This window comes from Xanthobacter sp. NM-25 (assembly GCF_022138605.1).
In the GTDB taxonomy this organism is placed as follows: Bacteria; Pseudomonadota; Alphaproteobacteria; order Rhizobiales; family Xanthobacteraceae; genus Xanthobacter.
This window is the reverse complement of the sequence record NZ_JACBFS010000004.1, coordinates 410,271-435,192: the sequence shown is the minus strand read 5'-3', so window position 1 is coordinate 435,192 and position 24,922 is coordinate 410,271. Positions and strand designations below refer to the sequence as shown.

Annotated in this window: 19 protein-coding genes, 1 tRNA gene and 1 pseudogene; 13 read left to right on the top strand and 8 right to left on the bottom strand. The window is 62.9% G+C overall.

Annotated features, from left to right (window positions below; translation table 11 throughout):
- Window positions 1-147: 147 nt before the first annotated feature.
- The 3 genes from MEU52_RS13735 to ppk2 all read left to right on the top strand — a co-directional run bounded on the left by MEU52_RS13735 (window position 148) and on the right by ppk2 (window position 2,416).
- On the top strand, window positions 148-309 hold the full coding sequence (locus tag MEU52_RS13735) for a hypothetical protein (RefSeq protein ID WP_183856752.1): 162 nt from the start codon (window positions 148-150) through the stop codon (window positions 307-309).
- Between the two features lie 35 nt (window positions 310-344).
- Entirely contained in the window at window positions 345-1,568 is a 1,224-nt protein-coding gene (locus MEU52_RS13730; protein WP_183856750.1) for an MFS transporter, read from the top strand.
- Between the two features lie 77 nt (window positions 1,569-1,645).
- A complete protein-coding gene (ppk2, locus tag MEU52_RS13725; protein ID WP_183856748.1) occupies window positions 1,646-2,416 on the top strand; it encodes a polyphosphate kinase 2 in 771 nt (256 codons plus the stop codon).
- 85 nt (window positions 2,417-2,501) lie between these two features.
- On the opposite strand, the pseudogene MEU52_RS13720 reads toward ppk2, so the two are convergent.
- Window positions 2,502-3,601, bottom strand: a pseudogene (locus MEU52_RS13720) (zinc-binding dehydrogenase).
- Between the two features lie 271 nt (window positions 3,602-3,872).
- Between MEU52_RS13720 and MEU52_RS13715 the strand changes: the two are divergent.
- The 8 genes from MEU52_RS13715 (at window position 3,873) to istB (ending at window position 12,663) form a co-directional block, all read left to right on the top strand.
- Window positions 3,873-5,150, top strand: a complete 1,278-nt coding sequence (locus MEU52_RS13715; protein ID WP_183856746.1) for an SAM-dependent methyltransferase — start codon at window positions 3,873-3,875, stop codon at window positions 5,148-5,150.
- 494 nt (window positions 5,151-5,644) lie between these two features.
- Window positions 5,645-6,325 carry an RNA polymerase sigma factor gene (locus tag MEU52_RS13710; RefSeq protein ID WP_183856743.1) on the top strand — a complete coding sequence of 227 codons (681 nt, stop codon included), beginning with the start codon at window positions 5,645-5,647 and terminating at the stop codon, window positions 6,323-6,325.
- 15 nt (window positions 6,326-6,340) lie between these two features.
- Complete coding sequence (locus MEU52_RS22010; protein WP_183856741.1) at window positions 6,341-6,649, top strand: SDR family oxidoreductase; 309 nt, start codon at window positions 6,341-6,343, stop codon at window positions 6,647-6,649.
- Window positions 6,580-7,767: a thiolase family protein gene (locus MEU52_RS13705; RefSeq protein ID WP_183856739.1), complete on the top strand. Its 1,188-nt coding sequence runs from the start codon at window positions 6,580-6,582 to the stop codon at window positions 7,765-7,767. Before MEU52_RS22010 ends, MEU52_RS13705 begins: the two co-directional genes overlap by 70 nt.
- An 84-nt stretch (window positions 7,768-7,851) precedes the next feature.
- Entirely contained in the window at window positions 7,852-8,289 is a 438-nt protein-coding gene (locus tag MEU52_RS13700) for a hypothetical protein (protein ID WP_183856737.1), read from the top strand.
- 115 nt (window positions 8,290-8,404) lie between these two features.
- Window positions 8,405-10,237 (top strand): DUF3141 domain-containing protein, encoded by a 1,833-nt coding sequence (locus MEU52_RS13695; protein ID WP_394117595.1) that lies wholly within the window; start codon window positions 8,405-8,407, stop codon window positions 10,235-10,237.
- Window positions 10,238-10,435: 198 nt separating this feature from the next.
- Entirely contained in the window at window positions 10,436-11,935 is a 1,500-nt protein-coding gene (istA, locus tag MEU52_RS13690; protein ID WP_238123030.1) for an IS21 family transposase, read from the top strand.
- Window positions 11,935-12,663 (top strand): IS21-like element helper ATPase IstB, encoded by a 729-nt coding sequence (istB, locus tag MEU52_RS13685; RefSeq protein WP_238123146.1) that lies wholly within the window; start codon window positions 11,935-11,937, stop codon window positions 12,661-12,663. The genes istA and istB overlap by 1 nt, the downstream gene beginning before the upstream one ends.
- Window positions 12,664-13,055: 392 nt before the next feature.
- Here istB and MEU52_RS13680 read toward each other — a convergent pair whose 3' ends face one another.
- Window positions 13,056-13,247, bottom strand: coding sequence for a helix-turn-helix domain-containing protein (locus MEU52_RS13680; RefSeq protein ID WP_337927146.1), 192 nt, complete (start codon window positions 13,245-13,247; stop codon window positions 13,056-13,058).
- A 170-nt stretch (window positions 13,248-13,417) separates the two neighbouring features.
- Between MEU52_RS13680 and MEU52_RS13675 the strand changes: the two genes are divergently transcribed.
- Window positions 13,418-13,855, top strand: a complete 438-nt coding sequence (locus tag MEU52_RS13675) for a hypothetical protein (RefSeq protein ID WP_183856679.1) — start codon at window positions 13,418-13,420, stop codon at window positions 13,853-13,855.
- A gap of 192 nt (window positions 13,856-14,047) precedes the next feature.
- Here the strand turns inward: MEU52_RS13675 and MEU52_RS13670 are convergent, their stop codons facing one another.
- From MEU52_RS13670 to MEU52_RS13645, 6 genes are all read right to left on the bottom strand, one after another.
- Window positions 14,048-16,228, bottom strand: coding sequence for a ParB/RepB/Spo0J family partition protein (locus MEU52_RS13670; RefSeq protein WP_183856677.1), 2,181 nt, complete (start codon window positions 16,226-16,228; stop codon window positions 14,048-14,050).
- A gap of 404 nt (window positions 16,229-16,632) precedes the next feature.
- The gene (locus MEU52_RS13665) at window positions 16,633-18,555 is read right to left on the bottom strand and encodes a UvrD-helicase domain-containing protein (protein ID WP_210308504.1); all 1,923 of its coding nucleotides are present in this window, start codon (window positions 18,553-18,555) and stop codon (window positions 16,633-16,635) included.
- Window positions 18,555-20,480, bottom strand: coding sequence for an ATP-dependent nuclease (locus tag MEU52_RS13660; protein WP_183856673.1), 1,926 nt, complete (start codon window positions 20,478-20,480; stop codon window positions 18,555-18,557). The genes MEU52_RS13665 and MEU52_RS13660 overlap by 1 nt, the downstream gene beginning before the upstream one ends.
- Window positions 20,481-20,580: 100 nt before the next feature.
- Window positions 20,581-21,687, bottom strand: coding sequence for a hypothetical protein (locus MEU52_RS13655; protein WP_183856671.1), 1,107 nt, complete (start codon window positions 21,685-21,687; stop codon window positions 20,581-20,583).
- Window positions 21,688-21,692: 5 nt separating this feature from the next.
- Window positions 21,693-22,397: a hypothetical protein gene (locus MEU52_RS13650; protein WP_238123029.1), complete on the bottom strand. Its 705-nt coding sequence runs from the start codon at window positions 22,395-22,397 to the stop codon at window positions 21,693-21,695.
- Between the two features lie 372 nt (window positions 22,398-22,769).
- A tRNA-Gly gene (locus tag MEU52_RS13645) sits at window positions 22,770-22,844 on the bottom strand.
- A 351-nt stretch (window positions 22,845-23,195) separates the two neighbouring features.
- Here MEU52_RS13645 and ettA point away from each other — a divergent pair.
- Complete coding sequence (gene ettA, locus MEU52_RS13640; RefSeq protein ID WP_238122826.1) at window positions 23,196-24,851, top strand: energy-dependent translational throttle protein EttA; 1,656 nt, start codon at window positions 23,196-23,198, stop codon at window positions 24,849-24,851.
- The last annotated feature ends 71 nt before the right edge of the window (window positions 24,852-24,922 follow it).

The following is a 24,922-nucleotide window of genomic DNA, read 5'->3' as shown; positions in this document are numbered from 1 at the left end:
CGCGGCGGCGCCCGACACCGCCGTGCCTGCCAGCGATCAGGACCAACCGGTCTCCAGTGCTGGTCATCACCCGAAGAAATCCGGTTGCTGTGGTGGTGGCTGACGCCGCGATCCGGGCCCAGGTAGACGGTGCCGCGTGAGCGCCCGATGCTGCTCAATCCGGAAATCGCCGCTCTCGCTATCTCCAGCCGTTCGGTACTGGTGGCGATCAACGTCCTGATGCTCAACCGCCCGTGGCGGGCCGGCATTACGCGCGGCAGCAGAATCCAAAGCGGACCAACGGAAGCCGCGGCCGAGGCGGCGACGTGATTGGGGCAACCGCCTTCCAGCCACTGCGATGGTGGATGGCATTGTCATTGCTGCTCGCAATGTTCACGATTTCCGTGGGCTATGGGTTCCTTCTGCCGATACTTCCGCTTGCGATCGAACGGCTCGCAGGAACGACGGATCCCATTGTTGTGTCGCGGCACACCGGCATGTTGACTGGCACCTACACCCTCGCGCTGTTTCTGTTCGCACCTCTATGGGGCCGCCTTGCGGATCGGCATGGCCGCCGCCCCGTGCTGCTCGCGGGACTGGTTGGATTCTCCTTGACCCTGGCACTGTTTGCGGTTGCCGATGGCCTCCCGCTGCTCTATCTCGGCCGCTTCCTGAATGGGCTGTTCGCCGCTTCCATTGTGCCGGCGGCCTATGCTCTTGTCGGCGACTATGCTCGGTCCAGGGAATGGCGCGCGCGCCGCTTTGCTCTGCTCAACATTGCCGGCGCCATCGGCTTTCTGGTCGGACCGATGCTGGGAAGCTTCACCGTAGTTGTTACCGCTGCCCTCGTTCCAGGCTCGGGCGAGGTTGCGGCCTCTCGTTCGCCCTACTTTGCCATATCGGGCTTTTCGCTCGTTGTGGCGCTGGCAATATGGATCTTCGTGCCCGGCTCTGTTCAGCGCAGCCCTGGCGAGGGGGGGACTGCAAGCGGGCCTGAGGCCGGTGCTGCGTTGCCACGCTTGCTTATTATCTCATTCGCAACCGCCGCGGCTCTGGGAGCCTTCGAAGTCAGCCTGGCGCTTCGCGGAACGCAAATTCTCAACATGAGCACTTACCAGATCGGGCTCATGTTCAGCGTGTGCAGCCTCGTCATGTTGGTCGCCCAAACGGTAGTCTTCTCGCCGCTCGTGAAGCCAGAGGTCACACGCTGGTTTCTCACGCCCGCCCTCGCTGTCTTGGCGGTGAGCGTCGCGGCCGTGCCATTCGCGGAAGCGACCATGTCCACCGCCGTCGTCGTGGCGGCGATCGCGGCCAGCGCGGGTATCCTTTCCCCCATCGCGACCTATTGGATTTCGCTCAATGCCGATGAGCGGCAAGGGATCGAGTTGGGCAGACAGACCGCGGCAGCAAGTCTGGGCCAGGCTAGCGGATCGGCCGCCGGAGGTCTGTTGTTCGGCCTCGCCTTCTTGCCGAACGCACCCTTCATGCTCGCGGCCGTCGTCGTCGTGGGAGGTCTCGTCGCAAGCATCGGCATTTCGAGGCTTCTGGTACATGGCCGCTGCCGCGGGCTGCTCGAAACGACGCCATGATCGAATTCGCTCGCTAAGTCTGGATCGCCTCAGCGAGGAACCAGCATCAAAAGCGCGCATACCAGCAGGAGTTCCAAATGGGCGAAAAACAGAAGCGTGCGGCGGCCAAGGAGGCACTTCATGACCTTCAAGTAGACTTGGCGCGTCTCCAGAAGTACCTCATCAGTTCTGACAAAAAGGTGCTTGTGATCTTCGAGGGGCGCGACACTTCCGGCAAGGATGGAACAATCAAGCGAATCATCGAGCATCTCAGCCCACGGGAGACCCGCGTGGTCGCCCTGGGTAAACCATCCGATCGCGATCAGAAGTCGTGGTATTTTCAGCGGTGGGTGCCGCACCTACCGGCAGGCGGGGAAATCGTGTTGTTCAACCGCAGTTGGTACAATCGCGCCGGTGTCGAGCGGGTGATGGGATTCTGCACCAACGAGGAATATGACGAGTTCCTCATGACGGCTCCGTTGTTCGAGCAATTGCTCGCTCACTGTGGTGTCACCATCCTCAAATACTATCTGGATATTTCACGAACCGAACAGAAGCGCCGGCTGAAGGATCGCCGCGACGATCCGCTCAAGCAATGGAAGCTCAGCCCCATCGACGATGCGGCGGCGAAGCACTGGAACGATTACAGTGCTGCGCGGAACGAGATGTTGGCGCGCACGCACACGCCATTTGCGCCGTGGACGGTTGTGCGTGCTGATGACAAGCCGAACGCGCGGCTCAATGTCATCCGAGATCTCCTGACCCGCTTTGACTTCGAGGGCAAAGACCGAGCTCGCGACCTTCCCGATCCCAACATCGTATTCCTGTACGACAAAGCGGCGATCACAAATGGCTTGGTCGCGGAGTAGCTGCTGTGTCGCGCCGCCTCATAGAGAAATGTAGCAAAACGCGTGGACGGGTTCGACGTACTAGCCGCAAGCTGCCCTGCAGGGACTAGGGCGTAATGGCAATCTTCAACACCCTGTCACGCTGATTGGAGAAAAGCTCATGGGCACTCTCGATGTCGTTGAGCTTGTAGCGGTGAGTGACGAGCGGCGTCAGATCGATCCTGCCGGAAGCGATCACGTCCATGAGCCGCCGCATCCGCTCCCTGCCGCCCGGACACAGCGCCGTGACGATCTTGTGGTCCCCCAGCCCTGCGGCGAACGCCGCGAGCGGAATCCGAAGATTGGTCGAGTAGACGCCGAGGCTCGACAGCGTGCCGCCCGGCCGAAGCACGCCCAACGCAGCCTCGAAGGTTGTATGCGTCCCCAGCGCTTCGATCGCGACGTCGACCCCGCGGCCATCCGTGATCCTCATGATCTCCTCGACGGGGTCGGCATTCTTGAAATCGACGACGAAGTCCGCGCCGAGCATGTGCGACACGGCCATTCGTTCGGCGATTGCATCGACGGCGATGATAATCGTGGCGCCTCTCAATTTGGCGCCGGCGGTGGTACAAAGCCCGATCGGCCCTTGAGCGAAAACCACGACGCTATCGCCGATGCGGATGTCTCCATTCTCTGCACCGACGAAGCCTGCCGACATGATGTCCGGCACATCAGCACCTGTTCGTCGGTCAAACCGTCCGGTACGGGACTCAAATTGACCATGGCGTCGGGGACGCACACGAACTCGGCCTGACAGCCATCGATCGTATTGCCGAATTTCCAGCCGCCCGCCGGTTTCCAGCCGTGCCTGGTGCCCGCGCCGTCCTGCGAGTGATAGCCGCAAAGACATGCATTGCTGTGACCGCTTAGTGTGATCGCGCCGGCGATGACACGCTGGCCCTCGTGAAAGCCGGAAACGGCAGAACCGAGCTTCTCGATCACTCCGACCGGCTCGTGACCAATGGTCAGGCCTTTTTCCATCGGATACTCGCCCCTGAAAATATGCACGTCAGTTCCACAGATCGTCGTGGCCGCAATCCTGATGAGCGCGTCGAGCGGACCAATCTCTGGAATCGCCTTTTCATCAAGGACAATGCGACCAGGCTCGACAAAACGGCTGCTCTCATCAATGCCATTGAAGATCTCCTTGGGTCGATCGTGCATTCACGGGGCACCCGAGCCGTCGTCGCGGCCGCTCTCATCGGCGATCGATTGAAGCCATCATCGAATACCGATGTTTAACTCCAATCAAAGAACGCGCCCGCCCTGCAGGGTTGATTGGCAGCCAACCGTCGTCAGCGTGGGTCCGAGAATGAGCATCCCATCCGATCCTTCGTCTGCTTCCGCCGTTTCTGAGAGGCACCAATCGATTGATATCGAAGTGAGCCGATCAAGCCCAATTCGGTCGCTCAAAAACGTGAGCACGAATGCGACAATGCTCCTGTTGCGGAAGATGCTCGGGCAGATCATCCACGACGGTAGATTGACTGTGATCGCTCCGAACGGAGGCATCCATCACATCGGCAATGGCACACCGTCGATTACGATTCGTATTGTGGATCCAGCTGTGATTCCGCGCCTGCTCCTCAATCCAGATCTTGCCCTCGGCGAGGCCTACATGGATGGCGCGCTATTGGTGGATGACGGGGATATTTACGGTTTTCTGGATATCTGCTTTTCAAACATCGGCTCGAGTTCTGGCCAAGGGGTAAGGCGCGCGCGTGCATCCCTGAGTCGCCTCGTCCGACGCTTTGTTCAGCACAATCCCATCCCAGTCGCACGTGCGAACGTCGCGCACCACTACGACCTCTCGGACACACTCTATGAGCAATTTCTAGACGCAGACCGTCAGTATTCCTGTGCGTACTACAATTCTAGCGACGACACCCTTGAGCGCGCGCAAGAACAAAAGAAGCGGCACCTGGCGGCTAAGTTGCTACTGAGCTCAGGACAGCGGATTCTCGACATCGGATCGGGGTGGGGTGGGCTCAGCCTTTATCTTGCCCAGATCGCCGCTGTTGACGTGACAGGCCTGACACTTTCGACCGAGCAACACGCATACTCCGAACGCCGCGCTGCCGAGACCGGCTTGGGGGACCGGGTGAGATTCCTACTGAAAGACTATCGCCAAGAAGAAGGCCGGTACGACCGCATCGTCTCGGTCGGCATGTTCGAGCATGTCGGGGTGGGACATTACCGCGAATACTTCAAGAAGGTCAGGAGCCTCCTGACGAACGACGGGGTCGCAATGATCCATACGATTGGGCGCGCCGATGGTCCGGGCGCGGCCAACGCCTGGATCAACAAGTACATCTTTCCGGGTGGGTACGTCCCGGCGCTGTCAGAGATTCTGCCCGCCATCGAGCAGGCGGGGCTGTACGTCACCGACATCGAGATACTGCGGCTGCACTATGCAGAAACGCTGAAGGCGTGGCGGCAACGCTTCATCGCAAACCGTGGGCGCGTCGCGGAAATCTATGACCAGCGGTTCTGTCTCATGTGGGAATTCTACCTGGCCAGTTGCGAAGCAGCCTTTCGTCACGGTGGCCTGATCAATTTCCAGATTCAGGTGAGTAAGCGTGTCAATGCCGCGCCGTTGACCCGCGATTACATCCAGAACTGGGAGCGATTACACAAGATTGATGCGGCGGATGTCGATGTGCCCGCTCACTCTGTTTCCCATCCAGCGAAAAGCGGAGGCTTTGCACAGTGACCCAACGATATGGAATTCCCCGCGGGTGGCGGGCTGCCCGCTATGCATGGAATTCTCCGTGTGGCCTTGCGGATGACCGCGGATCAATTCCGACAGCAGGATTCCCATATAGATCTGGACATCGCTGACGACCCTGCTGTCGCCGCTAGGGGCCGCTGCCGTGGTGTGGGCCAATCCAGAAAGCAGAAGCAAGCTCAGCGCCACTCCGACACTCCTTGCTCGCATGGTCGTAAGCCCTCCCACCTCTGGCCAAAGCTCTACGGCGGCGTGCGAAGCACCGGCGGGGGGCGCTCCGTTCCGAACCCGCCGCGATAGCAGCCCGCCGCAGCCAGAAAGGCAGATATCCAAGAGGAATTCATAACGAGGGTTGGCAGAGGAAAGCTTGATCTGCGTTAAAGAACGTGGGTGGGTGCGGTCGTAACGTCAAATTCTGTCTGGTTCTGATAGGGACAGTTTAAGAATACGTCTCAACCATTGAAAGATTTGGCTGGACGATGACCAATAGGCATGAAGAGGATGTCCGGCATTCGGAAGGTGATGCGGAAGGACAGGAAGCCGCGAAGCCGGCGGACGCGGCTGTACGACGAGCGCTTGTCGAGGCACGCGAAGAATTTCTGGTCTTTCTGCATCATCGGGTAGGCAGCCGGGACGAGGCCGAAGAGTTGTTGCAGCAGTTCTCGCTTCGGGCGCTCGAGCGCGCCTGGCAGTTGCGGGACGTCCGCACGGTTCGCGGTTGGCTCGGGCGCATTCTGGCGACCACCCTCGTCGATCACCAGCGACGCGCCATCAGACGCCGTCGCCAGGAGGTCGACATGGACCAGTCGGATGTGGAGAGCCTGCCGATCGAGCCGGATCGAGAAACCGACGAGGCCGTCTGTAACTGCCTGCATAAGCTGCTACCGACGCTCAAGCCCGAATATGCCGACGTCGTCTGGCGCTCTGACATTCTTGGCGAGCCGCGTGATCGGATCGCCGCCAGCCTCGGCACCACGCTCAACAACATCGCGGTCAGGCTCCACAGGGGGCGCCAGGCGCTCCGCAAGAGGCTCGAGGAAATGTGCCTGACCTGTCCGGTCCACGGCTTTCTCGATTGCCGGTGCGATGAGGCCGAGCGCATTCGCCAACGAGCTCGCGGTCTCGCCGACGAAACCAAGTCGCCGCCCCAGGACGGATGAATGCAATGAACACAGATGAATGTTGTCGCGCCCGGCTACATCGCAACGGACACGCTTGATGCCATGTCTGAAGATACTCTTGCAAAAATCGAGGGGCAAATCCCTGTCGGGTGGCTGGGCAATGCCGACGAGGTCGCACGCATCGTCCGGTTCTTGGTGAGCGGGGAGGCAACGTTCGTCACGGGCTCGAAGGTCACCGCCAATGGCGGCCTGTTCATGGCATGGCGCCCCCCGGAAATAGAAAGGACATCCACATGGCACAGTCGAACGTCGTGCTCTGCGCCCCGGTGCGGACAGCCATCGGCACGTATGGCGGAACGCTGAAGGACATAGCGGCACCCGATCTCGGGGCGGTGGTGATCAGGGAAATATTGTCGCGCGCGAAGATCGCAGACGGCGCGATCGGCACCGTGGTGATGGGGCAGGTCGTCCAGGCCGGCGCCAAGATGAACCCAGCGCGGCAGGCGGCGATCACGGCCGGCATTCCGGTCGGCGTTCCAGCGATGACCATAAACCGGGTATGTGGCTCGGGTGCACAAGCGATCGCGACCGCCGCGCAGGAGATCATGCTCGGCCTCGCCGAGAGCGCCATCGCCGGCGGCATGGAGAACATGGACCAATCGCCCTACCTGATGTCTGGCGGACGGTGGGGCTACCGCATGGGCGATGCCCAAATCTACGACAGCATGCTGCGCGACGGCCTCAACGACGCCTTCTCCGATCACCACTCGGGCTTGGTGACCGAGGACCTCGTCAGCAAGTTTCAGGTGACGCGCGAGGCGCAGGACCGCTGGGCGGAGCGGACGCAGCAGCGCTTTGGCGCGGCGCAGGCGGCCGGCATGTTCAATGCCGAGATCGCGCCGATCGAAATCCCCGGTCGCAAGGGGCCGACGATCTTCGACAAGGATGAGCACAACCGCCCGGACGCAACGCTGGAGTCGCTGGCCAAGCTGAAGCCGGCTTTCCGCAAGGATGGAACCATTACCGCCGGCAATGCACCGGGCCTCAACAGCGGCGCCGCGGGCATGATCGTTGCGGATGCCCGCTGGGCCGAGAAGCATGGCCTGACGCCGATGGCCCGTCTTGTGGCCTTCGGGGTCGGCGCGGTCGAACCCGGCCTGTTCGGTCTCGGGCCTGTTCCCGCGGTGCGGCAGGCCTTGGATCGCGCTGGTTGGACGCTCGGCGACGTCGAGCGCGTGGAGATCAACGAGGCCTTCGCGGCGATCGTCTTGGCGCTCATCGGGGAACTCGGGCTCCCCGAGGACATCGTCAATGTCGAGGGCGGCGCCATCGCACATGGCCATCCGATCGGTGCGACAGGAGCCGTGCTGACGACCCGCCTCCTTCACGCGATGCACCGAGACGGTATCCGGCGCGGATTGGTGACGCTGTGCATCGGCGGCGGTCAGGGGGTCGCGTTGGCGCTTGAGGCTCTCCACTGACCGCGAGAGCGAAAAAAGCGACCCGTGACAATAAACCGAACGTCGAATTCCTGAAGCCGCAACCAAATAATGAAGGAGAGAACAATGGCTACGAAGAGTGAAGCGCCCGTTGGTTTCGATCGCGTGAACGCTGTATTCACATGGTGGGGACTGTCGGGCGTCGACAATACCGGCAAGCTCGACGGCCAGTTCAAACGGTTCCAGGCATTCACGACCGATCTGCAGAAGGCCTATGGCGAGACATACAGCGCTCAGATGAGCACTCTCCTCGGCGCCAACGAGCGTATCGGACGCTCGCTTCTGGAATTCGTCCAGTGCCGGCGACCGCAGGACGTGGTCGCCGCAGAATCGGGCGTCATGGCGGCCATCCTGGAAGAGACGTCGCTGCAGACGAAGACCTGGCTCGAGCTCTCGCAGAAGGTCCAGCAATACTGCGCGAACATGGCACGGGAGACCGCAGGTGAGATTCGTCAGCAAGCAACTGAAACCCCTGACGCCAGAAGCAGCGTCAAGGCATCTTAGCCGCACGCTGGGTTGAAGAGCGTTCGGCGGGGTCTTGTCGAGACCTTGGTATATGGCTGACACAGCATCCTGACTTCTGGCCGCTGTTCAACGTCCTCGCCCTAAAGATCGGATGATGGAGATGGTGATGCCCGAAGCAAGATCGGATTCCGCGCTGATTGACCAGCCGAAGGCGTCGCCGGGTCGGCAATTGGCTGTTCGGCGGGATATCGCAGCGGCCGCCGCGCTGAAGAGCCCGGAACCGGCCGTCGCGGCGAATCCAGCCGGACCGCCGATCAACATCGATGATCCGTTCGCCTATCAGCGGGATTTCTTCGAACGGTCGATTCTGTTCTGGGATACGCTGCGCCAGCGCGCCAACAACATGATCGCGCATGAGCGGGCCGGCAAGCCGCCGCTTCTCGACTTCGATTATGAGACGCTGGTCGATGCCCGCCGCTTCGAGCGACCCGTCAACTACGCCCTCCTGCGGATTACCCGGATCGGCGACGATTGCATTGAGGATTGTGTCGATCCGGCGAAGCCGCCCGTCGTTGTCCTCGACCCTCGAGCCGGCCATGGGCCCGGCATCGGCGGCTTCAAGCGCGACTCCGAGGTTGGGATCGCCATGCACGAGGGCTATCCGGTCTATTTCGTTTCCTTCTTTCCTGAACCCTGCGCGGGCCAAACCCTAGCCGATGTGCTGCACACGCTCCGGCGCTTCGTCGAGGACGTGGTCAAACGCCACCCCGGCAAGCCTCCGGTGCTCTATGGCAACTGTCAGGCCGGCTGGGCGATCACCTTGCTCTCGGCGGATTGCGAAGGCTTGGTCGGCCCGGCCGTGCTCAACGGCTCTCCGCTCTCCTATTGGGCGGGAGAATCAGGCGTCAATCCGATGCGGATCGCCGGCGGGCTGCTTGGCGGCGTCTGGGCTACCCATCTTCTCGCCGATCTCAACGACGGCCGCCTGGACGGTGCGTGGCTCGCCTTCAATTTCGAGAATCTTCAGCCCGAAGCCGTCTGGGAAAAATACGCCAACCTGTTCACGCATGTCGACACGGAACGGGAGCGCTTCCTGGAGTTCGAGCGGTGGTGGAATGGCTTCTATTTGCTCAGCCGGGAAGAGATCGTCGCCATCGTCGAGAACCTCTTCATCGGCAATCGCCTCGAGGAGGGAAAGATGCGGATCTGCGAAGGGTGCGTCGCCGACCTTCGGCGCATTCGCAATCCGCTGGTGATCTTCGCCTCCTATGGCGACAACATCACCCCGCCGCACCAGGCGCTCGGTTGGATCCCGGTGGTGTACAAAGATACCGACGATCTCAAGGCCGCTGGTCAGCGCATCATCTACCTGACGAACCCCCATGCCGGCCATCTCGGCATTTTCGTGTCAGCCAAGGTGGCGAGGTTCGAACATCGCGCAATCCTCGAAAGCCTCGGCGAGATCGAGACCCTCGCTCCCGGTCTCTACGAGATGAAGATCGACAATCCGACCGGCGATCCGGACTGCCGCAAGCCGGAATACTCGGTCCGGTTCGACGAGCGGGCCGTCGAGGATCTGCGGTTCGAGACGCCCCGGGCAGCATTCGAGCAGGTTCGCCATCGCTCAGAGGTGAACGAGCAGTTCTACAAGACCATGGTCAGCCCATTCGTGCGTATGGCCTCCAATCCCTGGACCGCGGCAACGCTCGAATGGCTCCATCCCATGCGCACGAGCCGCTACCTGATGTCGGAATCCTTCAGCCCATGGATGCATGGCGTCGCTGCACTCGCGCGCCTGATCGAGAAACGCCGGCAGCCACTGCCGGAGGACGATGGCAATCTGCGTCGTGAGCGGGAGGCGATTGACCGTGTCTCCGAGGCTATCGAAAACGGCCGCAAGCAGCGCGACACGGCGGAGGAGCGGGTCTTCCAGGCGCTTTACGATCTTCCCGCCTCAGCACGGCCAGCAACGCCACCGGCGGTATAGGCTCGACACCATCGTCGTTCGCCATGGCAAGTTGGTACGATTGAGCTTTCGGCGGAAGGAGTTGGTGTCCGGCTCCGAAAGGGTCATTTTTGTGTTTCGGCATGGAAGATTGACCCCGTTGTGAGGGGGATCGGCGTGTAATTTTGACCCCCCTCTCAGCTCATTGTCCGTCGTTTTGTTGCGACGGGCGGGCTGGGGATGAAGGGCGTGGATACGATTGCGCGGATCCGGCGCGAGCATTTCGTGCGCGGCAAGTCCATCAAGGAGATCGTGCGGGAGCTGCACGTCTCACGGAACACGGTGCGCAAGGTGCTGCGGACCGGAGCGACGGCCTTCAGCTACGAGCGGGAGGTGCAGCCGCTGCCGCGGATCGGGCCCTGGCGGGAAGCCCTGGATGGGCTGCTCGCCGGCAACGAAGGGAAGCCGGCGCGGGAGCGGCTGACGCTGATCCGCATCTTCGAGGAGCTGCGCAACCAGGGGTATGAGGGCAGCTACGATGCGCTACGCCGCTATGCCAAGGGCTGGCGGCGGGCGCAGGCGACGATGACGGCTGCGGCCTACGTGCCCCTGAGCTTCGCGCCCGGCGAGGCCTACCAGTTCGACTGGAGCCACGAGATCGTCCTGATCAACGGCACCACGGTGTCGGTGCGCGTCGCCCATGTGCGGCTGTGCCATTCGCGGATGCTGTTCGTGCGGGCCTATCCGCGCGAGACGCAGGAGATGGTATTCGACGCCCACGATCGGGCCTTCGCCTTCTTCAAGGGCTGTTGCACCCGCGGCATCTACGACAACATGAAGACCGCGGTCGATGCGATCTTCGTGGGCAAGGAGCGGGCCTATAATCGCCGCTTCCTCCAGATGTGCAGCCACTTTCTCGTCGATCCCGTGGCCTGCACGCCGGCCTCAGGCTGGGAGAAGGGGCAGGTGGAGAACCAGGTCGGCCTGGTGCGGGAGCGCTTCTTCACCCCCCGGCTTCGGGTGAAGAGCTATGACGAGCTGAACGCCTGGCTGCTGGACCAGTGCATCGCCTACGCCAAGGGGCACCCGCATCCCGAGCGGCGGGAGGAGACCATCTGGCAGACCTTCGAAGCGGAGCGTCCAGCCCTGGTGCCTTATGCCGGCCGGTTCGACGGCTTCCATTCCGTGCCCGCCTCCGTGTCCAAGACCTGTCTGGTCCGCTTCGATAACAACCGGTATTCAGTCTCCGCCAGCGCCGTGGGACGCCCGGTCGAGGTCCGGGCCTATGCGGAGCGGATCGAGCTGCGCCAGGATGGGCGGCAGGTCGGGTCCCACCCGCGCTGCTTCGGCCGGGACCAGACCATCTTCGACCCCTGGCACTATGTGCCGGTGCTGGCGCGCAAGCCCGGCGCCCTCAGGAACGGGGCTCCGTTCAAGGACTGGGTTCTGCCCACCAGCCTCGATCGCGTCCGGCGCAAGCTCACCGGTGCCACCGATGGGGACCGGCAGATGGTGGACATCCTCACCAGCGTGCTGAGCGACGGTTTGCCCGCGGTCGATGCGGCCTGCGCCGAAGCTCTCGGCCAGGGCGTCCACTCAGCCGACGTGATCCTCAACATTCTCGCCCGACGCCGTGAGCCTGCAGCCCCCATCACCATCATCACGCCCGATGCCTTGCGCCTACGCCATGCCCCGAGCGCCGACTGCTCACGATACGACCTGCTGAGGAGATCCCCATGATGGAGCGTTCCCAGATCCTCGAGGCCATGGGCGAGCTCAAGCTCTATGGCATGAAGGCCGCCTACGACGAGATCATCGCCACCGCCGTCAAACGCCAGCATGAGCCGCAGCGCATCGTCGGCGACCTTTTGTCGGCGGAGATATCCGAGAAGCAGGCCCGCTCCATCAAGTACCAGATCACCATCGCCAAGCTGCCCCTCGCCAAGGACATCGACGACTTCGTGTTCGACGACACCCCCATCAACGAGACCCTGGTGCGCGACCTTGCCGGCGGCAACTTCCTCGCCCACCAGCGCAACGTCGTGCTAATCGGCGGGACCGGAACCGGCAAGACCCACCTGGCCATCGCCATCGCGCGTGCCGCCATCCGAGGCGGCGCAAGGGGGCGTTTCTTCAACGTGGTCGACCTCGTCAACAAGCTGGAGGCAGAGGCTCGATCCGGCCGCCAGGGCCGCATGGCCGACTATCTCTCCCGCAAGGACTTCATCGTCCTCGACGAGCTCGGCTACCTGCCCTTCGCCCAGTCCGGCGGCCAGCTCCTGTTCCACCTCGTCAGCCGGCTCTACGAACAGACCTCGGTCATCGTCACCACCAACCTTGCCTTCGGCGAGTGGCCGAGCGTCTTCAACGACCCCAAGATGACCACGGCGCTCCTCGATCGCCTCACCCACCACTGCGACATCGTCGAGACCGGAAACGAGAGCTGGCGCTTCAAGAACCGCGCCTGACCTCCGCCACCATTGACCCCACTGCCGCTGCGCCAAATCAACGCTCCGCGGCAGTGGGGTCAATGCCCCAGACAGGGGTCAACATTCGGCGCCGATAGGGGGTCAGGTTTCCACGCCGATTGACATGGTTATGCCCGCAATAGCCAGTTCAACCAAGCGAAGGTTCGGGCCAGGTGCCTCTCTTCATTGACTGATTTGAACAAGGCGGTCGTGCCTTGATGTCCGAGGTCCGATTATAGAAGGGATTGTTACCGGAGGCGAAAACCCGGAAGGGGCTTCGGGAGCCACCGCAGGAGGCGTAGAGCCCGACCCGAAGGGCGATGCCTAGCATCTCAAAAATATAGGGGGTGAGAATTTGTCAGCGTTGGGATAATTGCACTGATGTTCGATCATCACGTCTTTCGCTTCGCTTTACGCTTCGTCGCAATTGCAGATACCTCGCGGATGACGTCATGGGGATCGAAGCCGATCGTTTCGGCCAACTCAAGGAACTCGACGACATCGATGCGACGGCCGCCGGATTCGATGGCGGCAACGACGGACTGGTATCGGCCGAGCGCTTCGGCCAGATCGGACTGGCTCATGCCGGCCTCCCGGCGCTTGTCGACGATGAGCTGAACCAGACGCATATGCCTTGGCGAGCGAAGCGTTTTTTGCATATGCCCTGCCGGTCATTGACGAAACCGGCAGATCAATTAAACCGAAATACAGATAACCAGAAAATCTGGTTAGCCTTGGCACGACGGATTCCGGCATGGATTCTCGATTGTTGGCGGACCGACATCCAGCGCTAGGTCAGCTTTATCGCGTCTGGCTTGCGCGCGGTGAAGGCGCAGCCATGCCGCTGGCTGGAAATATCACCGAGCGTCTGGCCGATCTGGATGATGTGATCGTCGTGATCCGGCGCCCGTCCGAATCGGATGAGCCGCTGAGGATCGAGCGCAGCGGCAAGGATGTCGACCGGCTCTATGGAGTTGCTTTGGCCGGCGAGCCGGTCGGCCGGCTCACGCCGTCGAGCGCGGATGCGGACAATGAGGCGGCCATCGTTCTCGCATCCGGGCGCACGCTGATGATGGAAGACCAGGCGCAGCTTCCGGGTGGGTCTGCCCGCATCGTCCGGCTCTATTTGCCGTTTGCCGACGAGGCCGGCGCTGTGGCGGGCGTTGTGGTCGGCATCGTCAAGGCCGCCTGAAATCCGCAAAAGCGGATTTCAGGAAACGGAGCGATCATCATTGCGATCGCTGCTCGATATAGCTTCTCATGGTTATGGTTCCTGCTCTCGCGCAGTCGAGGTCTCCGGCCGCGCCGTACCGGCGCGGCCGGAAAATTCTCGATGCTGTCGAGAGACTGGCCGGAACCGCCGAAGCGGCTCCGGCCGTTGGGCTCACTCGGCGGCGTGGTTGAAGGCTGCGCCGTCCTCGACCGTGCCGGTATCGTCGCGACTGGCTGCGGTCGGCGCATTTAGGACCGCGCCGGCTTCAGCCTCCGGGGCATCCAGCCATGCGGGCCGTTCGGTGCGCAGGAGTGCGGGGAGCCATCCGGTGGCGGCGACAAGCTGCTCGGCGGCTTCCGCCATGGGCTGCTTTTTCATGCCGGCGATCCGGTCGGCGGCCTCATCGCTGACGGCTTCCCGCACGGCGGCGGCGATGTGTGCCTTAGTCACTCGACTGAGGTAGGTCCGTGCCGTGGGCGTCCAGTGCGCCGTCATGTCGAGGGCAAGCGCGGTCGCTAGCCGATCCGCTGTCTCATGGACGCGGGGCTTGCGGTCCCAGGGCAGCCTCACCGCATTGACGGTGAGTGAAGCGCAATGGGCAAACAGCGCCAGCACGCTCGCCTGATCCAGCGCGGCGATGAAGCCCCACAGGTCAGCCACATCGCACGGCATATCCGCTGCCCATCCGGCATGACGATCCGCTAGTGCCTTCGCCGGCGCCGTGTCCTCGATGCCGTCCGCGTGCCCGGTGAGGGTGCTGCTCGTCGGCCGGATTTCGAGGCACGTCGCTTCCGCGCCGCGATAGAAGGTCTGCGCGGCGAGGGCATGGGTGACGACGACCAGCGCCATGTCCGGCTGCTCACCAAGGGCGAGGCGCAGGCCGAGCGTGCGGTGAGCGGTGAGGTCCCGCACGAGAAGGTCAGAGAGCGGCTTGCCCGCATCCTCGGTATCCTCGTCCTCGGCGTCGAGCGCGGAAACGGGGTTTCCATCCTTGTCATCCGTGCCGTCCTCGATGATCTCGCCATCCTCGGTGACGCGCATGTTCTCTGCGGTTTCTTCCGGCTCGGGCTTCTCGTCCCCGGCCCGGATGAAGCCGCGCTCGATGCGGGCAGTGCCGTCATGCGACAGCACGACCAACACGCCTCCGCGCGCGACGTCGTCCGGGTCATAGATGTGCCGGAGCGCGTCTATGCGCTCCATGTCCGCTTCAAGCACCCCGAACCGCTCGTCCGCCTCCGGGGGAAGCTCCTCTGCGCCGTCCCATTCCTCCGACAGCCGGTTGTATTCCTCCTGCGCGGCGGCATAGGCGGCGGCATCTTCCTCGGAAAGCTCCACCGGCTGCGGATAGGCGCGGCGCTGGCCGTGGGCATGGGGATAGTCGATGTGGACCGAGACCCACTTCCAGCCTTCCGCCTGAACCTCGGCGCCGATCCGCTCCAGCTTCCCGGTGACGAGCCGGTCCAGCAGCGCGGCATCCTCGTAGAAGCCGCCGCGATCCTCGGTGAATAGGTCGCGCAGGATGGTGCCGCCCGCCTCGGTGTATTCCTCCGGGCCGACGAAGATCGCCCGGCGATCCGTTGCCGGAATGTGTGCCTTGGTGAGGTCGCGGCGGATGATCCACGGCTCGCGGTTGTAGGAGAGGTTCGCAAAAACCTGCTCCTGCCGCCCGTGATCCTCGGTGAGGGCGAAGGCCATCAACTGGTCGAGGTTCAAGCCGCCGTCGCGGTACACCTGCAACAGCTTGGGGCTGACAGCGCCGAGCCGCAGGCGCTGGCGCACCACATGCGCCGTCACGCCGAAGCGGGCGGCGATCTCCTCCGCTCCCCACCCGCGATTTTCCGCAAGCTCGCGGAACGCCTCGAACTGGTCGGCCGGATGCATCGCCTCGCGGGTGACGTTCTCGTCAAGGCTGATCTCGTGCGGGTCATTCGCCGTGTCGATGACGCAGCGCACCGGCTCGGTCTTCCTGATCTCCTTGCGCTTCACGCGGAGAAGCTGGGCAAGCCTGCGGCCTTCGCCCACCGTCACGAAATAGCTGTCGGTGGGCTCTCCCGCTGCATCAAGCTCGGGCTCCACCACAAGGTTTTGCAGCATACCCTTGACGGCGATGCTGGCGGCCAGCGCCTCGATGGTCGCTTCGCTGTGCGGGGTCTTGCGGGCATTGCGCGGCGACTTCTTCAACTTGTTGAGCGGAATGAAATCCGCCGCGCCGCTCGCGGCCTCCGCCTCCGGTGCGGGCAGCGCGCCGACGATTTCTTTCGCCGTTTCCCCAATGCTACGGACTTCCGCATCCGCAACCTGATCCGCCATCGTCTCGGTGACGGCCCGTGCCTTCTTCGATGTTCTGGCCATTGTTCCGATCCTTTCTCCGTAAATGCCGAAGGCATGTCCTCCGACATGCCTTCCGGGGGCGCGTGAGCGCGCGGCAGAGAGGGGGGCGGCTGCCGGCGAGCAGGGCTGGGCTGCGCCGCGAGCGGGGTGGATCGGAACGGTTGGGACAATGGTAGCCATGCGCCGCCTTGCGAGCGCGCGGCCCCGCCCTCGCGCAGGCGGCGGTCGCGGGGGAGAGAGGGCTAAGACCATCTCTCCCCTTTCGGGATCGGCAAGGCTTCAGCCGCAGCCGATCAGGACAAAGCGAGCGCAGCTCGCGGTATGGTCTTGGGACGGTGCAGGCGGTGAGGAGCTCAGCCGTTCTCCGTCGGATCGACGCCTACGACCGGCTCTGATCGTTGCTGAGCGAATTTAAACCGATGATGTCAGCCAGCCCGGAGCGTATGAACTCGCCAGCCGTTACCTTCGAGCGCCGCGATCTCATTGGCCTCTAGGTGGTCGAGAGGCATCGCAAGACAGAGCAGTTGGGAAGGCCTAGTCATCCCCACGAAAACGAGGGTCAGTTGCCTGGCGACAGTCTGTCTCTCGCGCCGCCGTGCATCGCCCGTGCCTGTGAGCGGGCCGATGGCTTCCTTCAAATCGAACATCCTTCGGCTCGGCGTCGATAGAACGAGCGTAGCGCTGTGCGTCTCGCCCTTCACACCGTGAATAGTCGAAAGGGCTATCTCAACTGAGCGATCGTCACTGACGTGGCGCACGATGTTCTGCCGTGAGCGGCCGACGACCGCGGCGGCAGCGCCGTCGGGCACCCAAGCGAGGAAGTCGGCGAACGCTTGAGGAGGCGGGGCAAGCATCAAGAGCCTGAGCGCGTTTTCAATCTCCTGGGCGGTCTGCGGCCAAGCGTCTGCATCGCCCGAATCCACGCTGAAACACAGGCGGTGAGCCACCAAGCGTAATGCCAATCCGGCAGCCGGATCGGCGGCGTCAAGCGCGGCCAAAAGGCCCCGCTTCGTCAGTCTTGGTGTCCCGTGGGCAATGTTGCCGCGATGAGCGAGTGCCAACAGGCCGTCCCAGATCGCATCGGCCGCCGGCGCACAATCACAGGCCTCGGTGAGCAACATCTGCGCGCGGCGCGCATAGTCCGCGAGGTTCGAGAAGCTGGCCTGCGAGCCGGCGTGCCCGGCGGCGAAGGGCGGCCAGTAGTCGCCAAGGTGGCGCGGCATGTTCTGGCCCGCCCCAGTCTTGCGACCGGCAACAGCCTTGGCGACAAAGCCTCGGGGAAACCCATCGGGGTATTCTTCGAACAGAAGGTCGCCAAATGCAGGGAGGACCTGGCCGATCGCGCCCTGCTCGAAGGCGAAGATGGTGTGACGCTTCTCGGGCTCGCGGACGGTTCCCTGGATTTCCTGTGGTGCGCGCACGGTGATGGTCGAAGCCGCTCGTGCAATGTGCGTCCCAAAGCGCCGGCTCTGCACCAAGTCGATATAGCCCGCTCGAGGGAACCCAGTGACGGCATCGGCATCGACAACATCGTGGAAGATGGCTTGGTTCTGGTCACCGAAGCGCTGGACGACCGTCTCATCTCCAAAGATCGATGTGACAAATGCATGCTGCAGGGTATCCGTGTCCTGCATCTCGTCGATGAAGACACAGGGGAACCGATTTCGCACGACGTCGATCAGTCCGGGCACATCGCGGATGGCCCGGCTGGCATAGGCGAACATATCTTGGAACCGGAAATATCCATCGTCGGCCATAGCGGACTTGAGCGCCCGGAACGCCCGCCCGGTCGGCGTGCCGGCCTGCGGAAGAGTGGCCTCACAGCCGACAGTCAGGTCAGGTCCTTCGAAACGGAGGGTCGTCAGCAGTGTGTCGGCTGTGGCCGGATGGTTCTGGAGGTAATTGTTGATGTGCCAAGCCTTCGGCCGAGCCCGGATCGCTGCTGCGAAGTGCCCGTCGTCGATAAAGCGGGGCTCACGACCGGAACCGCGTAGAAAAGGGAGGGCAAGGTACTGATGCGCGAACGCTTGGAATGTGCCGATGAAATGAGGGTGACCTAGCAGACGACGACCATGGGCGTCCTTGGCGAGCCGGGCTTCGACTTCCTGCCGCGCGACGTTGGTGTGAGATAGAACACACACACCTTGTGACCGCGAGGTCCACTTTCGCGCGAGGATCGCGAGCTTGGCCACGAGCAAGGTCGTCTTGCCGCTACCTGGAGCCGCCTGGATGTCCACGCTATCCTCGTGGCACAGGGCTCTGAGTTGGGCGTCGGACCCAAAATCGCAACCGAGAAGGCTTTCGACCTCAGCCACGTCGCTGCGCTCGATGGGAAACGGTAAGGGCATCAGATGACGTCCTCAATCCGCTCGATGGGCTCGGTGACGTACTCTATCGCCTCCACCAAGTATCTCGGCAGCCTCCGTGCTAGATTCTCCGGCTCCCAATCCTGCTTGGGAATCTCGGCGGCCAAGTAGTGTGCCGCCTCAACTTTCGACGCCCGTTTATCAAAGAGCGACCGATAGATGCGCGCGGCGATCTCGTCACTGGCTAGCTCCTGCGCCTGCCAGCCCGCAAACTCCGCATCCGCCGTCTGAATCTGGTGGGCGATTTCCTGATCAGTCAGGACATCGTTCTTGTCCTTGGCCCGCCTCGCCATGCGGATCGCACGGTGACTGAGCTGGCCAAGTCCGGCCGCCGCAATGTCATGCTCCAGTGTCCAGCGCGGCGACACAAACGTCCGCACGGAACCGCCGTCACGCGCCTTAAGGCCAGCGACCGCGGCTTCCAGTTCCTCCACAGTGAAATCGTTCTCGAACTTTCTTCGGGCGGCCTCCCCCGGCCCTGGGGGGGCGGGAGGCGGCACATAAGCCGCGCTAGCCGCAGTCGGGAAATCCCGGTCGGTCAAGCAGGCGACCCGGATCGGGGAGGTCGTTCCGTCGGTGCGCTGGAAGATGCGCGCGTACCGGAAAAGCCCTCGATGTCCGACGTTGACGATCGATACGCCGTACTTTGCGAGCGGCCGCCCCAAACCTTCGGCGAGCGCCGGAAGCAGGATGTTCTCAGCATCACCTTCGACGATGATGACAGACCTGGCGAAGAACAGGTTGGCCTTGGTGACGTCGAGAAAACGTCGCAGGAACGCATAGTCTGCCTTCTCAAGCGCCGTGCTTTTGTGGTCGAGGGGGAAGGCCTTGTGATCGGCGAGCAAAGTGATCGCCTCAATATCGGCCTTGGCCGCCAGGGCAGGGCTGTGGGTTGTCGCAATGACCTGAACCCGACCGGGGCCGGGCTTGGACCGCAGCTCCAGCAGCTCCATCAACCGCAACTGCATTTGTGGGTGGAGATGAGCCTCCGGCTCTTCGATCAAGAGCAGAGGCATGCCCTCGGCGGCTCCAAGCAATAGGAGCTCCGTCGCCATGAACAACACGTTGTTCAGGCCCAAGCCCCGCCGCGTCGGCAATTGCACCCCGGCCCTCGATCCCAACGCGAGCTCGAGCTTTTCGAGAACCTGTTGCAGATCCGTACGCCTCGCGACGGAAATGGCCGCCGCCAAGGGGTCCGCAGCCAGGGAGAGGCTAGCGAGGAACTCGCGATTGATCGTGTCGCGGACACTGGTGACGACCGGGTTAGCCTGAATCAACGCCTCGGCCTGAGCCATGATACCGACGAGCGTCGCTGGCGGGGGCCCCCCGTCTTGGTAGTCGCTGACGTGCTGGCCCGCGAACTCGGGATGTGACGCCAGGATTTGAGAAAGGCGTGATCCTCGGCCTGCCGTGAGCTCTGCCTCTGCGTCTCGTAGTGGCCGAAGATATGTCGTACGTAGAAACTCGCGTATGGTGCCTTCGATCGGCGGACCAGAGCCCAGGGCGCCGGCGCGGAAGCTGACGGCGATTCTCCCCTTCGCGGCCGTTCCGCCGTCTAACCTGCTCGCGGTCAGGGAGACCGACAGGTGCGGCGTCTCGCCGGGGCTGGTGGTCAGGTACTCAAGGAACGTTGCCTGCTCGGGCGTCGTCAGGCCACGTAGGATCGCCGAGATTGAGAGAGTTTCGGCGCGCTCGGCGCCCGACACGTGGAAGTCGTCGACCGTCAAACGATGGTAGTCCTGGCTCGTGGTCCAAAGTAGATGACGCAGGGCGTCCACGACCGTTGTTTTGCCGGCGTCATTCTCGCCAACCAGCAGATTGAAGCCGGGCGAGAAGACAAACTCGACCGCGTGCTCGTTTTCCCCGAACTGCCGGAAATTCTCGATCTTGAGGCTGGCCACGTACATCTGGCTGGCGACTCCTGAAACGGCCAATAGCTCAGCTTTAGCGTGTGTCGTGCGGGCACGCCATTGATGCGGTCACGCCCTGCCTGGGGTCGCGTGTTGACTACCCGCGCGCCGCGTTGATTTTGGCGATGGCGCCGGCCAACTCCGCCTCAAAGTCGTAAGCACGCTCCGACGGTGGCGCTAGGCCAGCGATAAAACGGGCCACCTCAAGAGCGGCGAAGTCGTGGAAGGGATTGAGCCCGATGACGTTGCCCAAGGTCAGGTCATCTGGCGTCGCCGCGGCAATGATCTTGGCGAAGCGGCCGAGCGCCGCGTTTTCGTCCCAGTGGGAAACAAAGAGCAGCGTCGCGGTAAAGGCCAATAGAGCCTCCGGCGTATCGCCGTAGATGCTTCCAAGTGACCGTCGCCTGGTCAGCGACAGGTTTCCATAGGCCGCCATAAGCCCGGCCAGCCTGGCGGTCATCTCGTACCTCGACCGCAGGGGCTCCATGGCGATAAGCCGCTGCCCTTGATTGGCCATCAGAATGCGTTTCGTCCGATCGCGCACCGCCGCGTCGAAACCGATGCGAGGGATCCGCTTTACGAAGTCACGGTAGTAAAAGGCGAGGTCGCGAAGCGCCGCCCGACGCGTGTCGAAGCCCGGGAAGATGAGATGGAAGGGCTGGAACTCCAGGGCTTCGTATATCTGCAGTCGGTTGATGGACCACAGCCAGTCGGCCACGGCCGGGGTACCCTTGACCTCGAATGCGTCAGCGTCGCGCTGGGCTAGAAACCACGACCGCATCTCGAAAATCGCCGGCTTGCTCAGCTCACCGATTGCAATGGCCTTGCAGACCAACTCCCGGATAACCTTGGTGTCCTTGTCGTTCGCGGAGAACTGAACGTCGACGCCTCTCTGAACACCGGGCACGTCATCCATTGCGAAGAAATCACAGCCCAGCTTGTGGGCCGTGTGGCCCGAGGCGTCGATAAACCGGAAGTGCGCCTGTCGCGTGTTACGCCCAGTACCGTTTGCATCGGACCGGACCAAGCTCGCCCCGCCGCATCGACACGACGGGCACAGCAAGTCGCTACGCATCCAGTCTCGCTCGGCTTGGCTCAGGCCGTAGTCTACCTGCTCCAAGGATGCGGTGACGCCCCGGCGCTTCAGCAATTGCTTGAAGTCCAGCTCCTGGGCAAAATGCTGCGAATAGGCTGTGTGCGACACTGGTCTTAGCCGCCGTGCGTGGCGCAGTACCCGCCACGATCCTTCGCGGCTTTCCACGGTCCGATCGCCATCTGGCCGCTGAGGCCTTTGACCCCCGCCTTGCAAGGCGCGCCCTTCATGGTCACGCCGCTGCAGCGAACAAAGCCCTCCGTTGAAAGCCACTCGACGAACTCTTCCCGCGTCAAGCCGACCCGAGCGGCCATCGCGCCGGTCGCGTCTTCCAAATAGGTTCGCGCCTGGTCTGGTTGCAGATCCACCCTCAGCCTGCCCCAACCGAGGCCTCGGTCGACCCAGTACGGTTCGCCATGGGCGATGTGCGAGCTGATCACATCGCGCTCCAGTTGGTCCGGAGCCGGCCATTCTGACATCGGCTCCGGTATATGCATGCCAGCGTCGGACCCGTGGCCTTTGGGCTGGTATGATTTCCGGCCTGCGCGAACCAGGAACCTCGACTGCGCCTTCTTGCCCAGAAGACCCGTCGCAGCCTCCGCCAGAGCAAGACTAAGGCCGTGGCCGAACTCGCGATACGCAAAGATCGCTGCCTGCCAGCGCTGATCCTCATCCTCGATCTCAATGAGCGCCAGAGCCGCCTGCCGCCGCTGATCCTGTGCAAGTTCAAGTGCGCGCTGTGCGTTTTCAAGAGCTGTGTTGGCGTTCACGAGACGCTGTAAGGCAGGGTGCATGGCTGGAACCGAATCTCTGGTGAGCATCCAGAATAATCCAATCCGGCGCCGAGACGGCGCTCGAATCAGGAAATATGACACCCACCTCGAACGCGTAGCGTCCCGCGCCGAGCTCGATCGATCTAGGCTGCTGCATTGGATCTCAGCGCAGGCGGCGCTCTCTTCCGCACGAGCGATGGAAGGCGGGCAAGGTCCGAAAGGCTCGTTCGCCGTGCTGGACGTAATTCAACTGCGTACGGTGGCGAGCCGCCTCGTTCGAGAGAAGGCATGCGGTTTTCCACAAGGGGAGAGATGGCGGACGCTCTCGGCATCGGTGGTCACCAAGTGGTCACCATACCGAAAACGGCAAAACCGCCTCTCGGCGGTGTCGCTATAAGTTATTGATTATTTTGAGAATATTGGAGCGGGCGATGGGATTCGAACCCACGACCCCAACCTTGGCAAGGTTGTGCTCTACCCCTGAGCTACACCCGCATCCAATGCACAGCGTCGTGGTTCGTCGCCGGCGGTGCGTTCATATGGCAGGTGCGCACGCTGAATGCAAGAGTGTTGGCCGGCAAACCGCTCATGGCTGTGGATGGGCGGCGGTGGAGGTAAGGTAAGTATTTGAAATATAGTAAAATAGATCGCTCGCCGAGCTCCGGTCCGGCCGTGTGGGCCGGCGGGTGGCGGTGGGAGGGCGCGACCGTGGCATCGGCGACGCGCTCAGGTCGTGTCGCGGTCCCGCGAACCGCCGCGCGCCGCTTGCCGGGCCGCTTGCCGCGCCGGTGGCGCACCGCTAGAACGGCGGCAACTTCCGCGAACACCGTATGGAGCCGGCGCCTTATGGCCTCCTATCAATATGCCTATCACATGCACGGTCTCACCAAGACCTATCCGGGCGGCAAGAAGGTCCTGGATAATGTGCACCTCTCCTTCTACCCCGATGCCAAGATCGGCGTGCTCGGCGTCAACGGCGCCGGTAAGTCGACGCTGCTGCGCATCATGGCCGGCATCGATACCGACTATTCCGGCGAGGCCAAGCCCGCCGAGGGCGTGCGCGTGGGCTATCTGCCCCAGGAGCCGCAGCTCGATCCGACCAAGACCGTGCGCGAGAACGTGATGGACGGCGTGGCCAAACAGAAGGCCATTCTCGACCGCTACAACGAGCTCGCCATGAATTATTCGGACGAGACCGCCGATGAGATGACCCAGCTGCAGGACGAGATCGAGGCCCAGGGCCTGTGGGATCTCGAGTCCAAGGTGGAGCAGGCCATGACCGCGCTCGGCTGCCCGCCGGACGACTGGGAGGTGACCAAGCTCTCGGGCGGCGAGCGGCGCCGCATCGCCCTGTGCCGCCTGCTGCTGGAGCAGCCCGAGGTGCTGCTGCTCGACGAGCCCACCAACCATCTGGACGCCGAGACGGTGAACTGGCTGGAAGGGCATCTGCGCACCTACCCCGGCGCCATCCTCATCGTCACCCACGATCGCTACTTCCTCGATAATGTGACGGGCTGGATCCTGGAGCTCGATCGCGGCCGGGGCATTCCCTACGAGGGCAATTATTCCTCCTGGCTCGGTCAGAAGCAGAAGCGCCTGCAGCAGGAGGGCCGCGAGGACGAGGCCCGCCAGCGGGCCCTCGCCCGCGAGCAGGAATGGATCGGCGCCTCGCCCAAGGCGCGCCAGGCCAAGAACAAGGCGCGTATCCAGCGCTATGAGGAGCTGGTGGAGAAGGCCTCCGCGCGGCAGCCGTCGGCGACCCAGATCGTCATTCCGGTGGCCGAGCGGCTCGGCCAGAACGTCATCGCCTTCGATCATCTCAACAAGGCGTTCGGCGACAAGCTGCTGATCGACGATCTGTCGTTCAAGCTGCCGCCCGGCGGCATCGTCGGCGTCATCGGGCCCAACGGCGCGGGCAAGACCACCTTGTTCCGCATGATCACCGGACAGGAGAAGCCGGACGGCGGCTCCATCGAGATCGGTGAATCGGTGAAGCTCGGCTATGTGGACCAGAGCCGCGATGCCCTCGACGACAAGAAGACCGTCTGGGAGGAGATTTCCGACGGCAACGAGGTGATCTACGTCGGCAAGAAGGAGATCCCCTCACGCGCCTATTGCGCGGCCTTCAACTTCAAGGGCGGCGACCAGCAGAAGAAGGTGGGCATGCTCTCCGGCGGCGAGCGCAACCGGGTGCATCTGGCCAAGGTGCTGCAGCGGGGCGGCAACGTGCTGCTGCTCGACGAGCCCACCAACGACCTCGACATGGACACCCTGCGGGCCCTGGAAGAGGCGCTGGAAGATTATGCCGGCTGCGCCGTGATCATCTCCCATGATCGCTTCTTCCTGGACCGCATCGCCACCCACATGCTGGCCTTCGAGGGCGACAGCCACGTGGAATGGTTCGAGGGCAACTTCGCCGATTACGAGGAAGACAAGAAGCGCCGCCTCGGCCTCGACAGCACGATCCCCAAGCGGATCCAGTACAAGAAGTTCTCGCGATAGACGGAGCAGAGAGGGGCGAAAGCCCCTCTTTTCTTTTGTACAGCGCGTGTGCACCCGCGTGCCGTTCTTCC

Bases quoted from the DNA above. Each gene is read 5' to 3' on its own strand.
- MEU52_RS22010 (WP_183856741.1), top strand. From the start codon at position 6,341: ATGAATGTTGTCGCGCCCGGCTACATCGCAACGGACACGCTTGATGCC.
- MEU52_RS13680 (WP_337927146.1), bottom strand. From the start codon at position 13,247: ATGAGCCAGTCCGATCTGGCCGAAGCGCTCGGCCGATACCAGTCCGTC.
- MEU52_RS13660 (WP_183856673.1), bottom strand. From the start codon at position 20,480: ATGTACGTGGCCAGCCTCAAGATCGAGAATTTCCGGCAGTTCGGGGAA.
- MEU52_RS13730 (WP_183856750.1), top strand. From the start codon at position 345: ATGGCATTGTCATTGCTGCTCGCAATGTTCACGATTTCCGTGGGCTAT.
- istB (WP_238123146.1), top strand. From the start codon at position 11,935: ATGGAGCGTTCCCAGATCCTCGAGGCCATGGGCGAGCTCAAGCTCTAT.
- ppk2 (WP_183856748.1), top strand. From the start codon at position 1,646: ATGGGCGAAAAACAGAAGCGTGCGGCGGCCAAGGAGGCACTTCATGAC.
- ettA (WP_238122826.1), top strand. From the start codon at position 23,196: ATGGCCTCCTATCAATATGCCTATCACATGCACGGTCTCACCAAGACC.
- MEU52_RS13695 (WP_394117595.1), top strand. From the start codon at position 8,405: ATGGAGATGGTGATGCCCGAAGCAAGATCGGATTCCGCGCTGATTGAC.
- MEU52_RS13715 (WP_183856746.1), top strand. From the start codon at position 3,873: ATGCTCCTGTTGCGGAAGATGCTCGGGCAGATCATCCACGACGGTAGA.
- MEU52_RS13700 (WP_183856737.1), top strand. From the start codon at position 7,852: ATGGCTACGAAGAGTGAAGCGCCCGTTGGTTTCGATCGCGTGAACGCT.
- MEU52_RS13735 (WP_183856752.1), top strand. From the start codon at position 148: ATGCTGCTCAATCCGGAAATCGCCGCTCTCGCTATCTCCAGCCGTTCG.
- MEU52_RS13665 (WP_210308504.1), bottom strand. From the start codon at position 18,555: ATGCCCTTACCGTTTCCCATCGAGCGCAGCGACGTGGCTGAGGTCGAA.
- MEU52_RS13670 (WP_183856677.1), bottom strand. From the start codon at position 16,228: ATGGCCAGAACATCGAAGAAGGCACGGGCCGTCACCGAGACGATGGCG.
- MEU52_RS13705 (WP_183856739.1), top strand. From the start codon at position 6,580: ATGGCACAGTCGAACGTCGTGCTCTGCGCCCCGGTGCGGACAGCCATC.
- istA (WP_238123030.1), top strand. From the start codon at position 10,436: ATGAAGGGCGTGGATACGATTGCGCGGATCCGGCGCGAGCATTTCGTG.
- MEU52_RS13675 (WP_183856679.1), top strand. From the start codon at position 13,418: ATGGATTCTCGATTGTTGGCGGACCGACATCCAGCGCTAGGTCAGCTT.
- MEU52_RS13710 (WP_183856743.1), top strand. From the start codon at position 5,645: ATGACCAATAGGCATGAAGAGGATGTCCGGCATTCGGAAGGTGATGCG.
- MEU52_RS13650 (WP_238123029.1), bottom strand. From the start codon at position 22,397: ATGCTCACCAGAGATTCGGTTCCAGCCATGCACCCTGCCTTACAGCGT.